General features: G+C 65.8%; 11 protein-coding genes. 6 read left to right on the top strand and 5 right to left on the bottom strand.

Annotated features, from left to right (window positions below; all coding sequences use genetic code 11):
* Positions 1 to 289: 289 nt before the first annotated feature.
* Positions 290 to 454, bottom strand: a complete 165-nt coding sequence (locus CKO31_RS13590; protein ID WP_200238360.1) for a DUF1328 domain-containing protein — start codon at positions 452 to 454, stop codon at positions 290 to 292.
* A 602-nt stretch (positions 455 to 1056) separates the two neighbouring features.
* On the opposite strand from CKO31_RS13590, the gene CKO31_RS13585 reads away from it, so the two are divergent.
* Positions 1057 to 1383, top strand: a complete 327-nt coding sequence (locus CKO31_RS13585; RefSeq protein WP_200238356.1) for a hypothetical protein — start codon at positions 1057 to 1059, stop codon at positions 1381 to 1383.
* Positions 1380 to 1640 carry a TM2 domain-containing protein gene (locus CKO31_RS13580; protein WP_242475362.1) on the top strand — a complete coding sequence of 87 codons (261 nt, stop codon included), beginning with the start codon at positions 1380 to 1382 and terminating at the stop codon, positions 1638 to 1640. Before CKO31_RS13585 ends, CKO31_RS13580 begins: the two co-directional genes overlap by 4 nt.
* 260 nt (positions 1641 to 1900) lie before the next feature.
* Here the strand turns inward: CKO31_RS13580 and CKO31_RS13575 are convergent, their stop codons facing one another.
* On the bottom strand, positions 1901 to 2170 hold the full coding sequence (locus tag CKO31_RS13575; protein ID WP_200238355.1) for a hypothetical protein: 270 nt from the start codon (positions 2168 to 2170) through the stop codon (positions 1901 to 1903).
* A gap of 351 nt (positions 2171 to 2521) precedes the next feature.
* On the opposite strand from CKO31_RS13575, the gene CKO31_RS13570 reads away from it, so the two are divergent.
* Both CKO31_RS13570 and CKO31_RS13565 read left to right on the top strand, forming a co-directional pair.
* On the top strand, positions 2522 to 5182 hold the full coding sequence (locus CKO31_RS13570) for a UPF0182 family protein (RefSeq protein WP_200238353.1): 2661 nt from the start codon (positions 2522 to 2524) through the stop codon (positions 5180 to 5182).
* A gap of 271 nt (positions 5183 to 5453) precedes the next feature.
* Positions 5454 to 5978 carry a type 1 glutamine amidotransferase domain-containing protein gene (locus tag CKO31_RS13565; RefSeq protein WP_200238351.1) on the top strand — a complete coding sequence of 175 codons (525 nt, stop codon included), beginning with the start codon at positions 5454 to 5456 and terminating at the stop codon, positions 5976 to 5978.
* 252 nt (positions 5979 to 6230) lie between these two features.
* Here the strand turns inward: CKO31_RS13565 and CKO31_RS13560 are convergent, their stop codons facing one another.
* The 3 genes from CKO31_RS13560 to CKO31_RS13550 all read right to left on the bottom strand — a co-directional run bounded on the left by CKO31_RS13560 (position 6231) and on the right by CKO31_RS13550 (position 8123).
* On the bottom strand, positions 6231 to 6479 hold the full coding sequence (locus tag CKO31_RS13560) for a hypothetical protein (RefSeq protein ID WP_200238348.1): 249 nt from the start codon (positions 6477 to 6479) through the stop codon (positions 6231 to 6233).
* A 74-nt stretch (positions 6480 to 6553) separates the two neighbouring features.
* Positions 6554 to 7192: an HPF/RaiA family ribosome-associated protein gene (locus CKO31_RS13555; protein WP_200238345.1), complete on the bottom strand. Its 639-nt coding sequence runs from the start codon at positions 7190 to 7192 to the stop codon at positions 6554 to 6556.
* A 400-nt stretch (positions 7193 to 7592) separates the two neighbouring features.
* Entirely contained in the window at positions 7593 to 8123 is a 531-nt protein-coding gene (locus CKO31_RS13550) for a GNAT family N-acetyltransferase (RefSeq protein ID WP_207148015.1), read from the bottom strand.
* 377 nt (positions 8124 to 8500) lie between these two features.
* Between CKO31_RS13550 and glgB the strand changes: the two genes are divergently transcribed.
* Together glgB and CKO31_RS13540 are read left to right on the top strand one after the other, a co-directional pair.
* On the top strand, positions 8501 to 10741 hold the full coding sequence (glgB, locus tag CKO31_RS13545) for a 1,4-alpha-glucan branching protein GlgB (protein ID WP_200238341.1): 2241 nt from the start codon (positions 8501 to 8503) through the stop codon (positions 10739 to 10741).
* Between the two features lie 358 nt (positions 10742 to 11099).
* On the top strand, positions 11100 to 12860 hold the full coding sequence (locus CKO31_RS13540) for a glycogen synthase (RefSeq protein WP_200238377.1): 1761 nt from the start codon (positions 11100 to 11102) through the stop codon (positions 12858 to 12860).
* Positions 12861 to 13085 lie beyond the last annotated feature (225 nt).

Raw genomic sequence — 13085 nt, 5'->3', positions numbered from 1 at the left:
GAAAGCGCTCATTGCGCTGTGCGACTGCCTCAACACCCAGCGGACCGTCTACCCCGGTACCGACCTGCGCCTCGTGTTCGAGGCGATCCAGTCGCATTAATTTCGGCGCCAAGTCAGGAGTACTGCAATGTCGTGGGGCGGCGGAGGATACGCGGGAAGGCCCCAGGGCAGCGCCGCGCCTCGACCCATTGTCGCCTGATGACTCATGCGCGACATGGCTCAGCGCGGCGCCCTCAGTGGGGCGCCCGACCGAGATCCGCCGTACGCAAGGCGTCCCGGGGGCAAGGCGTCAGGGCGAGGGGCTGCGGCCGCGGATGAAGAAGATGACGGCCATCACCAGACCCGCCAGGAACAGGATCCAGGCGATGTTGGTGGCAGCGCCGGCAACGCCGGAGAGGCCGAGCAAGCCGGCGATGATAGCGACAACGAGAAAGATCAGGGCCCACTGCAACATGACATTACTCCAATTGGTTGGCTCGATTCGAGCCGCCTCGGGTACCGATATCGCCGGGCGACGCACTGCTTGGGCATTCACCCGGTGACCGGCCGCACCGCGGCGGCCCCTCTCGCAGGGTTTTGCAGGCACCGGGCCAGTCTTCGCGCTCGGCTCTGATTCTGCGCCGAGAGCGGCGCAGGGCCGCCCCGTGGCAAAAGCCGGGGCAGCTTCGCCAAGCGCCGGCACCCACCGACACAAGCTGCCCGCCTTGCAGCCAACGGCTGTTGGCAGTGCGCCTTTGGCTGATCTCAACCGCCAGTCGGCGCAAATCCCCGACTGGCCTTACGCCTATTTACACGCGCTCCAAGGCTGATCGGGCGGCCGGCTTGCGGGACGCGCTCGTGATCTGGCTGCTGCGCGTGCTGCGCGGGGCGCTTTGATCGGCACGCCTGTGGGACCGGCATCCTTGCCGCGACGGATGTTGCCGGGGCTCTGGACGCCGTCGCGGCCGGAGGCCGCTCCCACAGCGCCCTCCACCGCGAGAGCGCCGACAGGCCATCGACTTGGCAGGGTGATTGCCTAATGAGAGGTATCAAGCAACTCAACGAGGCTCAATCACCATGCGCTTCCGGTCTACGACATTGATCATCGCCTGTGCCGCCCTGCCCATGGTCGCGGGGTGTGACATGCAAGTCGAGGACGGCGAGATGCCCGACGTCGACGTCAGCGCCGACCCGGGCCAGCTGCCCAAATACGACGTGGAGAAGACCCAGGAGGGTCAGCTGCCGAGCGTCGACGTGGACGCCGAGCCAGGCCAGATGCCCCAGGTGGATATTCAGGCTCCGGACGTAGACGTGGACACCCAGTCGGTCTCTGTTCCGGTGCCGGATGTGGACGTGGACATGCCGAAGGGGCAGGCGGACGCCGCACAGCAGCAGCAGCAATGAGTCCAGACGACCACGGCGCTCCCATGACACGCGAGACAGACACGCACTCGGTGCTGATGGGCTACTTGCTCTGGATCTTCGGATTCATGGGCGCCCACCGCTTCTATCTCGGCAAGTGGCTCACGGGGATCATCTGGCTACTGACGGGCGGTCTTTTCCTGCTCGGCTACCTGTATGACTACTGGACGCTGAACGAGCAGATCGATGCGGTCAACGAGGACCTCGGCATGTCGCTGCCGAGCCCTGGGCGCCTCTGAGCCACTGGCGCTATCCTCCGTCCCGCGGGCCGCTGCTCATCCCCGAGCGTCGGCCCCGGCTCATCCCCTCGGTGGCTTTTGCGGTCAGCGCAGGCGCCCATTGACGAGTCGGGGGTCCAGATCGAAGCCGGTGATGACCGCCCCGTCGGTGCGGATGCGCTCGGCACTGTAATGCCGGCGGCCGCGGACAGCGGGTCCAGGCGCAGCACGCCGTCGCGCAACCGCAGCTGCGCTTGGACCTGCCGCAACCGGACCCGGCGCTACAGCAGCTCCTCGGCGATGCAAGCGAGGTCAAAGCCGCGCAGCGCGAAGAGCCGCACCACCGTGCCCTCCACCTCCAAGCGGTGGATCTGCGGCAGGTTGCCGAGCTCGCCGCCCGGTGCCGCCGCCGCTTCGACGATGGTCTGCGCCGGGCCGCCGAGAATCCAGTTGGCGGCGTCCGACGACGAGACCTCCAGGTAGAGCGTGGGTCGGATCAGGGTCAGCTGCGGCAGCCGCACGCCATCGCCGGATAGCAGCAGCGGTGCCAAGCGCCCGCACCGGCATGCGTCGCGCCCGTCGGCGCTGGCTGCCGCCGGCGGCCGGGGGTCACGACCGGCGACTGGGGCTACCGTGTGATCGGTGCATTTCCACCAGCTGCGGCTTACACCGCCCAATGCGCCCTGCGCTCTGGCCGCGCCGGGACGCCGGCGGTCCCGAGGTCCATGACCGGCGCTTAAACAGGCGCCTGCGCGGTCAAGGCCCGGAGTCCGGCCCGGAGCGCGGCGGCGGCGCTGCGATACCCGCGGCATGCGCCTTGCTCGGCTATCGTCAACGCGTTGGACTGCGCTGCCCCGGCCTAATGTCGGCGGCGGCCCGTCCGCAGACCCGCCGGAGGAGCCATGCGCACCTGGAAAGTCGTCTCCGTAACAACGCTTGCGATCCTGGTCATCCTGCCCGTCGTCGGGATCGGGCTCGGCATAGCGCTGCGGGACTTCCTCGTCGACCTCTGGTGGTTCCAGGGCCTGGATTACGGGCTCTATTTCTGGCAGCGCCTGCTGTATCGCTATCTGGTGTTCGGCGGCGCCGTGCTGCTGTTCTTCGCCGTCTTCTTCGGCAATTTCTGGCTTGGTGCGAAATACCTGGGCGCACCGGCGCCGGCGCATCAGCAGACCGCCACCCGGCTCCGGCGGGTTTACGAGCGCTTCAAGAAGCGCTCGCTGGCCTTCTACCTGCCGCTGTCGCTGGCGCTCGCCGTCATCGTTGCGCTGCCCATGTTCTTTGACTGGGAGCGCGTGCTCATGTACCTCACGGCGCCCGCTGCCGGCAGCGCTGACCCGGTGTTCGGGCTGGACGTGAGTTTCTACCTGTTCGCTCTGCCCGTCTATCTGCTGCTCTACACCGAGCTCATGGTCGCCCTGGTGGTGCTGTTGCTCGGCCTCGTCCTGCTCTACTGGCTGGAGCACCGCGCCATGCCGCGCGAGCACGGGCGGCTGCGCCGCGGTGCGCGCTTGCACCTGAGCGTCGTGCTGGGCCTGATCTTCCTGCTCGGCGTGGGCTGGTTCGCCGGCGATGCCCTGCTGCTGCTCTACACCGACGACCACCTGCCGCTGTTCTACGGCCCCGGCTATGAGGAAATGCGGGTCACGCTGCCGCTGATTGGCGGCGCTGCGGTACTGGCGCTGATCATCGGCGGCCTGCTGCTCAGTCTGCTCAACACCGCCAAGGGCGGGCCGGCGCTGGTGGTGGCGCTGGTGCTGCTCGCGGCCGTCGTGGGCCTACGTCATACGCCCTTCGTCACCGACGCCGTGCATCGCTATGCGGTCAAGCCCAATGAGCTGACTCGCGAGGCGCCCTATATTCAGAACAATATCCAGGCGACCCGCGCGGCCTATGAGCTCACGGATGTGGAAACGCGAGAATACCCGGTGCGGGACACGGCCTGGGAGGAGATCACCCCGGAGATGGAGCTGAACCTCCACAACATCCCGATTTGGGACGAGGAGGCACTGCTACCCGTTTATCGCGAGCTTCAAGAGATCCGTCCCTATTATGCCTTCGAGGGGATCGATGTCGGGCGCTACAGTGTGGAAGGGGTCTATCAACAGGTGTTCCTCGCCGCCCGCGAGATCCATCTTCGCGCGCTCCATCCGGAGCGCCAAACCTGGGTCAACCGTTGGCTCAAATACACCCATGGATACGGTGTTGTCATGACACCGGCCTCGCAGGCCGCCGATCAGCCCATGGAGTGGTATGTACAGGGGATTCCGCCGGAGTCAGTCGCGGGTCTTAGCGTCGACGAGCCCGCCATCTACTATGGCGTCGGCACCTATGCGCCTGTCATCGCACCCAATGCCAGCCGCGAATTCGACTTTGCCTCCGGCGACACCACGGCGCTGACGGACTATGCCGGCGACGGCGGTGTCGCTTTGGGTAGTCTGTTCCGTAAGCTGGTATTTGCCCTCTATTTTGGCGAGCCGAACATCTTCTATACGACCCAGACCACAGACGCCAGCCGCCTGCTCTTCCGCCGCGACATCCGCGAGCGCATCCGCAAGCTGACGCCCGAGCTGATCCTCGATCCGAACCCCTATATCGCCGTGGCCGACGGCAGGCTGTATTGGATTCAGAACGCGGCAACAGCGTCCGCTTGGTATCCCTACGCCAAGCCCTATGACGGCGCCTTCGACTATATCGACCGCCCGTTCAACTACCTCCGCGATGCCGTCAAGATCGTCGTCGACGCCTATAATGGCGATGTCAGCTATTATGTAGCGGACCCCAAGGACCCCATCGCTGTCGCCTATTCGCGTATCTATCCGGGTCTGTATCAGCCGATGTCGGCAATGCCGGACGCCATCAAGACGCATTTGCGCTATCCCAAGAGCCTGTTCGACGTACAAATGGACGTCTATGCCCGCTACCACCAGACCGATCCCCAGACCTTCTACAATCAAGAGGACGCCTGGGAGCTGCCCAGCGTGCAATGGCGCGACGACGTGGACCGGGTCACCGCTTATTACGTGACGCTGAACCTCATCGACGAGGACCGTTTCGAATACAACCTCATCCTGCCCATGACGCCGCTCGGCCAGAACAACATGCGCGCATTGGCGGTGATCGGCAACGACGGCGACAATTACGGGCGCATCGTCGTCTACAACTTCCCCAAAGGGACATTGGTGTACGGCCCAGCGCAGGTGAACTCCTTCATCCGGCAGGATCCGCACATCAGTCAGGAGCTGACCCTTTGGCGACAACAGGGCTCCAAGGCCAGACGCGGGCGCATGGTCGTCGCGCCCGTCGAGGGCGTGGTGACCTATATCCAAGGCATCTTCCTGGAGGCGACCGCCACCTCGCCCATGCCGCAGCTGGCGCGGATCATCGTCAGTCAGGGTCGGCTGGTGACCATGGCATCGTCGCTGGAAGAGGGCTTCCGGGACCTGCACGAGCTGGTGCTTCGCCAGCAGGAAGAAGATCCGGTACAGGAGCTGCCGGCACCGGATGAGCCACCCGAAGTCGCGGGCGACGCGACAGATGCCGCAGACGCGGACCAGCGCTGAGGTCGTCGCGTCGAAGCCGCGAGCGAATAGCGCACATTCGCAGAAGACGTGGATCACATCCAACACGGCGAGGTCGTGACTCCCGGGGGAAATCCACCTTTGCAGCGGTAAATCCACCCCTCCGACGCTCGCGAGACCGATCGCCGCGCTCTACCTGCCGGCTCTCGGGGCATGCTCGGCCGAGGGCTGGGCAATTGGCATCGCACGTGCTGGCAGCTGCGCATCGGCCTGCCCGCAACCGTCCATTCACCCGCTCAAACGGAGGCAACACATGGCCCAGGAGCTAGCAAACCGCAGCATCGGCGTGCTCGTCGAGGACCAATTCGAGGACCTGGAGCTTTGGTACCCGGTGATTCGCATGCGCGAGGCCGGCGCCCGCGTCGCCCTGCTCGGCACCGGCGCCACCATCTACCACGGTAAGCACGGTCTGTCGGCGTTGCCGGACGGACCGGTGAGCTCGGCTATCGCCATGGACATGGACGCACTCATCATCCCTGGCGGCTATGCTCCGGATCGCATGCGCGGCGACGAGAGCCTGCTCGCGCTGGTGCGCGACATGGCCGAGCAGGGCCGGCCGGTGGCCTTCATCTGCCATGCGGGCTGGGTGCCCATCTCCGCGGGCATCGTGCGCGGGCGTCGGGTCACCTCGGCGCCGTCCATCCGCGACGACCTCGTCAACGCCGGCGCCGAATGGGAGGACAGCGAGGTGGTTCAGGACGGACCGCTGATCTCCAGCCGCCATCCCGGCGACCTGCCGGCCTTCTGCCGGACGCTCATCGCCGCTCTGGCTCGCTAGTCGGTGCAGTTGTAGCCGACGGGCTGGTCCACTCCGCGGGCCGCGCGCGCCCCGGAAACATTCGCCGCGAACACCACTGACGGAGGCCCGCCAAAGGAGGGCGCGATGCGGGTGCAGAAGTCCGAGGACCCCGTCTATGCCTTGGTGCTGGAGCCCGCTTTCGATTACTGGCGCAAGATCGACCCGGACGTGGGCGATCGCATCGCTGCCGCGTTCGAGGAGCGGGAGCCAGCACAAGCCGCCATGGATGGCTCAAGCATCCGGTGCAGCGGCGAGGGTCTGTGTGATGGCATTCAGCAGCGCGGCGTCCTCGGCAACGATGCTTGGCGCCTCGGCAATGGCCAAAGTGGCCGGGTCCTCCCCAGACCAGTCAAGCGCGCCAAGGCGCACGCACGCGCCGGCTTCCAGACTCAGGAACAGCCCGATGGCCCGCCGGCGATCCGCGATCCCGGCGGTGACCGCCGCTCGGCCTCGGGCGGTCGCGGGCGCCGAGGCATCCACCGCGGAGCAGCGGCAGAGCTCCGGCCGGGCATGGCAGCGCTGTCCGAGCGATCGGGCGTCTGCGGCTGCCGGGCTCAGTCGAGCGCGTCGGTATTGCGCCAGCCGGCGGTGACGTCCGCGCGCTGGCGGGTGTCCTCGCTCTCGCGCTCACCGGGCTTGTTGACGATCTGCACCGTGCTGGCCTGGGGTCCGGCCTCGCCCATCTCGGGCTCGCAGCGGACCTCGGTACCCACCGCCAGCCGCGGGAAGTCGTCATGGAGCACGGCATTTTGGTGGAAGTAGAGCTCCCGCCCATCGGGCGTGCGCAGGAAGCCATAGCCGTCCTCAGAAAACAGTCGTACCACCAGACCCCGGGTCTCGTCCGGCGCCGGCGCCAGGGCTTCGCGCTGGGTGGAGCGGTGCAAGCTCTTCAGGCGCCGCTCCATGGTGTCGAAGGCGCCGTTGATCACCGGACGCAGGTCGGCCTCGCCACGCGGCACCTCGTCAGGCTCTTCCGTTACCGCCAGCGTCTGCTGCGGCGGCAGGCGCAGCTCGATGGTGACCCGGTAAGGCATGCCTTTATGCTGGCTGTGGTGCGGGCGTGACACAATGACCTGCCCAGAGACGATCTGGTCGTTGTAGCGCTCGAGCCGCGCCGCCCGCTCGCGAATCAGATCCACGCTCCAATCCGAGCGCGACACATCGTGAAAATTGATCTCCAGCGGCTGCTGCATTTTATGCGCCTCTCACAGCTGTGTTGGAATCCGCTATGAGACGGGCAAGTCGCAGGCCAATCAGCCGGCTACACCCAACCACCGACTCACAAGACGCATCAGTGCGCTCGCCTTGAGTGGTCAACCGGCGGCCGGCGTTGCCCCAAGCGCTCGCGGCGGGCGCAATGCCCCGCAGAGAGGGGGAAATGCGCCGAAACCGCCCGCGGCGGCCGATGACCAGCCTCCGGCCCCCCACCCGCTGCGCCCCGGGTCGCTAAGGGTGCGGCGTCCTTCTGCTGCGAAGCTCGGCGCCTGAGGCTTCGGGTGCCGCCAAATTGCCGCCAAATTGCCACTGGCCGAGCTGGTGTTTGCGCTGCGATACGGCTGGGCGGCGACGTCGGAGGGCTCTTGTGGATGGCCGCTACCAGAACACGGGATCATTCAGTGGCTCGACACAGTGGCACGGACCCTTCAGGGGCGTTATCGACCGGCCGGTCAACGGCTGCGCCAGCCAACCTTGGGGCTGATTCAGCGGGAAGGGCGCGGGGGCATCCGCCTCGCTGATGGGCATGAAGCCGACCTTGCGGTAGTAGCTCGGATCACCATAGGTCACGGCGATGTCCACGCCAGCGCTGGCTAGTGTGGCCAAGCCGTGCGTCAGCAGCCGCTGTCCCACGGCCTTGCCTTGCTGATCGGGGATCACCGCGACGGGGCCGAGGACGAAGACCGTCCGCTCATCCTGCTCATAGGTCAGCCGCGAAAAGATGATGGCGCCGATGATCCTGCCGTCCTGCTCGGCGATGAAGACGAAGCGATCCTGCTCTGCCCGCCCGGCCAGCAGGTTGCGCACCAGCTCCCCGATCTGCGCGCCTTCTTCCGCGCCGGCGGACGCGGTGAAGGTCGCGGTGAAAAGGTCAATGATCTCCGCGGCTCGCCCTGCGTGTCCTGTCAAGATGTCCACGATGTTCCCAAACCGTGCAGCTGTCGAGGCTCAAGAGAGCGCCCCGTCATCGGCGCCCCTGTAGGCCGAGGGGAAGAATACAGTAAGGCCGCATCGACCAGGACGAGGTCGCGGCACAGGCGATGCGTCGCGGGCCGACGTCGGCGATGCTGGCTGTGTCTGGATGCGCTGTCGTGTTCCGGACGAGCAGTGGCGATGACCGCGTCCTGTACCATACCGGTGGTGATCGCCGCGTGCTGCCGGAAAGTTGGACGCACCTGCGACCGAAGGCCGAAATCCCTGATAACGTGTGATGATATGTCGCACAACGGCGCCGCGGTCGCCGTGATTGCGGCCGAATCCGCCCGACATCCCAAGAGGTACTGAGGATGAGCCAGAGTCCGCTCGACAACGACCTGCAGCAGATCGCGGAGGCCCGCCATGGCGATCCCTTCGCGGTCTTGGGACGCCACCCGGAAGGTGACGGCGTCTGTGTCAGGGTCATGCTGCCCGGCGCCGACACCGTAACCATCGCCGACGGCAATCACGTCATGGGCCGACTCCACGGCACCGATATCTTCGAATGGCGCGGCCCGTCCGCCGCCGTGCCGGAGCGCTATCGGCTGATCTGGCGCGACAACGAGCACCGTGAGCACATCGCCCACGACCCCTACTGCTTCCCGCCGCAGCTGCCGGATTTCGACATGCACCTGTTCGGCGAGGGCCGGCACTGGCACGCGTATCGGCTGCTCGGTGCCCGCGTCCACGAGACCGACGGCGTCGCCGGTATCTTGTTCTCGGTCTGGGCCCCCAATGCAGCTCGCGTCAGCGTCGTCGGCGACTTCAATGGCTGGGACGGGCGCCCCCAGCCGATGCGCGTCCACGGCAACGGCATCTGGGAGCTCTTCATCCCGGACCTGTCGCCCGGCGTGCTCTACAAGCTCGAGATCCGCTCCCGCGACGGCGCCATCCTGCTCAAGTCCGATCCCTACGGCCGCCGCTTCGAGGTGCGACCGAGCACGGCCTCCATCGTCGAGCCGCCGAGCAGCTTCCAGTGGCGCGACGCGCCCTGGCTCCAGGCCCGCGGCGAGCATGACTGGCTGCACAGCCCGATGGCCATCTACGAGGTCCATCCGGGCTCCTGGCAGCGCGGACCCGAGGGCGAGATGCTCAACTACCGCGACCTCGCCGAGCGCCTGGTGGAGCATGTGCGCGATCTCGGCTTCACCCACATCGAGCTGATGCCGATCACCGAGCATCCCTTCGATCTGTCCTGGGGCTACCAGACCACCGGCTACTATGCCCCCACCAGCCGCTTTGGCAGCCCGGACGACTTCCGCTGGCTGGTGGATCACTGTCATGCCAATGGCATCGGCGTCATTCTGGACTGGGTGCCCGCCCACTTCCCGAAAGATGCCCACGGCCTCGCCCGCTTCGACGGCACGGCGCTGTTCGAGCACGCGGATCCGCGCCTCGGCGAGCACTTGGACTGGTCGACGCTGATCTTCAACTTCGGCCGCAACGAAGTAAAGAACTTCCTCATCTCCAGCGCGCTCTACTGGCTGGAGGAGTACCACATCGACGGTCTGCGCGTGGATGCCGTGGCCTCGATGCTGTACCTCGACTATTCTCGCACCGACTGGGTGCCGAACCGCTACGGCGGGCGCGAGAACCTGGAGGCCATCGACTTCCTGCGCGAGCTGAACGAGATCGTGCACGATCAGGTGCCCGGGGCACTGATGATGGCCGAGGAGTCCACCTCCTGGTCCCAGGTGAGCCGACCCACCTATGTCGGCGGGCTCGGCTTCGACTTGAAGTGGAACATGGGCTGGATGAACGACACGCTGGAGTATTTCAAGGAGGACCCCATCCACCGCCAGTATCATCAGGACGAGCTGACCTTCAGCATGATCTATGCATTCACGGAGAATTTCCTGCTGCCCTTCTCCCACGACGAGGTCACCCACGGCAAGCGCTCGCTGCTGTATCGGATGCCGGGTGACGAATGGCAGCGCTTTGCCAACCTGCGGCTGCTGTATAGCTACATGTATACCCATCCCGGCAAGAAGCTCTTGTTCATGGGCAACGAATTCGGGCAAGGGGAGGAATGGAACAGCACCGCAGTGCTGGATTGGTACATAGTGCAGTATCCCTTCCATCAAGGCATACAGCAGCTGGTCCGAACGCTGAACGGCCTGCACCGCACCGAAGCACCCCTGCATGCAGTGGACTTCGAGCCGCAGGGATTCGAGTGGATCGACTGTCACGATGCGCACAATTCCGTCCTGGTCTACCAACGACGAGCGCCCGCCACGTCCGCAGGCGTCGGCGACGACCAGCACTTGGTGGTAGCGCTCAACTTCACCCCAGTGCCGCGCGAAGGCTACCGCATTGGCACGCCCGCGGCTGGTCCATACCGCGAGATCTTCAACTCGGATGCGCCCGAGCTCGGCGGCAGCGGAATGGGCAACGGCAGCGAGCCGATCACGACCGAGACGGTCAACTGGATGAGCCATCCCCAGTCGCTGGTACTGACCCTGCCGCCGCTCGCCGGCATCGTATTGAAGCCGGAGCCGACGCCCAAACCGCTCCAGGCAGACCCGAATAAGGCCGTGCGAGCAGGCCACTGACACGGAGATCGCGCTCAGTACGCAATCTCAATGACCTCACTGACGCTGCAGGCGGTTCGATATGGCAAAGAAGCCGACCTCTAAAAAAGCCGCGGTCGAGGAGAAGACCGCGGGCAAGACGACCAAGACCACAACCAAGCGCGCGGGCGCGGCCAGCCGGAAGATCGCTGCGTCCCAATCCCAGCCCCCGTCTCAGTCCGAGCCCCGGCCCCAGCCCCAGTCCACCAGCCGGCCCGACACCCGAGCCGAGCCTTTTACCGCCGCAGCGCCTTCCAAGGCGGCGCCGCAGCCACGGCAGCCCGCCGAGCCACGCCTGCATAGTATCTCCGCAGGCCAGGAGACCGCTGCCCTGCGTCCCATGCCGCAGGTCCACGCATTTGCGCCCGCTGCCGCCGCCGCACCGCCGCAGCCGACGGCTCAACGCCAACCGCAGCCCGCGCCACAGCCGGCACCGCAAAGCCCAGAGCCGCCGGGGCCGCCACTGGGGCCGCCACTGGGGCCGCCGCCGGCGGTGCCCCCGGTGAGCGAGCCGGCGCCGACCCCCGAGCCCCTTGCCGACTCCGGCTACGAGCCCGAGCCACAGCCTCACCCCCAGCCGCAGCAACAGCCCCCGCCACCGCCAGCCGAGCATCGGCAGCGCCCGAGCCTGTTCATCGTCCATATCACGCCGGAGATGGCCCCGGTGGCCAAGGTCGGCGGTCTCGCCGACGTGGTTTTCGGCCTGAGCCGGGAGCTGGCCATCCGGGGCAATCACGTCGAGATCATCCTGCCCAAATACGCCACCCTGCGCTACGATCATATCTTCGAGCTGCACGAGGTCTACCGGGACCTTTGGGTGCCCTGGTACGAGGGGGCCATCCATTGCACGGTGTTCTTCGGCTTCGTGCATAGCCGCAAGTGCTTCTTCATCGAGCCCCATTCCCAAGACAATTTCTTCAACCGCGGCAGCATCTATGGCTTCGCCGACGACGTGCTCCGCTATGCATTCTTCTCACGCGCTGCACTGGAGTTCCTGTGGAAGGCCGGCAAGCATCCGGACATCCTCCACTGTCACGACTGGCAGACCGCCTTGGTGCCGTTGTTTCTCTACGAAATCTACCAGCAGCTGGGTATGAGTCATCCGCGCGCCTGCTTGACCATTCACAACTTCAAGCACCAGGGCGTCACTGGTGCCGAGCTGTTGCATGCCACCGGGCTGCACCAGCCGCAGCGGTTCTTCGACCTGCACCGTATGGGCGACAACCGGCACAAGGATGCGCTGAATCTGCTCAAGGCCGGCGTGGTCTATTCCAATTTCGTGACCACGGTGTCACCGCGCTATGCCTTCGAGACCAAGGACGGCGGTCAGGGCTTCGGCCTAGAGCCCACCCTGCACACCCATCACATGAAGTACGGCGGTGTCGTCAACGGCATCGACTACGATGTCTGGAACCCGGAGATCGACCACCATTTAGCGGCCCGCTACGGCGTCGACGACATCGATGCCAAATACGACAACAAGCGCGCCCTGCGCCATCGGCTGATGCTGGCCGACAACGAAAAGCCCATCGTCGCCTTCGTGGGTCGGCTCGACCCGCAGAAGGGCCTCGAGCTGGTCCGACATGCGATCTTCTATGCCCTGGAGCGCGGCGCCCAGTTCGTGCTGCTGGGCTCCAGCCCCTATCAGGACATCAACAACGACTTCTGGGGCCTCAAGCACATGCTCAACGAGAGCCCCGATTGTCACCTGGAGATCGGCTTCGACGACGAGCTGGCCCACCTGATCTATGCCGGCGCAGACATCATGCTGGTACCGAGCCAGTTCGAGCCCTGCGGTCTGACGCAGCTCATCGCCCTGCACTACGGCACCATCCCGGTGGTGCGCACCGTCGGCGGTCTGGCGGACACGGTGTTCGACAAGGACTATTCGGACCGCCCGCTGCACGAGCGCAACGGGTACCGCTTCGACAACTATGACGCCCCGGGCCTGGAATCGGCGCTCGGCCGCGCCATCGACTGCTACTACCAGTTCCCGGAGCACTTCCGCGAGCTGATGAAGAACGCCATGCGTGCGGACTATTCCTGGAACTGGCCCGGACAGGACTATCTGAACATTTATGACTTTATCCGCGACCGCTGAGGGTCAAAAGGAGGACATCCTTGGCTGTGCCGCGAAGGCCCTTCATCGGTACACTGTCCGCAGGCGCGCTCGGCAGCGGTGCTGCCCCACGCCGTCCGCAGGCCCGGTCGCCTTGCCTCCCACCTGCCGGCCTCGGACGCCCAGCCGCATCTGACTGATGTATCCCCATCACGCCATCCAAGCTGACCATTCCCGCTGAGGTGCAGCCGGCGCGCATTCCCCCAA

It is taken from the genome of Thiohalocapsa halophila, assembly GCF_016583825.1.
GTDB classification, from domain to species: Bacteria; Pseudomonadota; Gammaproteobacteria; order Chromatiales; family Chromatiaceae; genus Thiohalocapsa; species Thiohalocapsa halophila.
The sequence above is the reverse complement of the archived record's forward strand: the minus strand, read 5'-3'. Positions and strand labels throughout refer to the sequence as shown.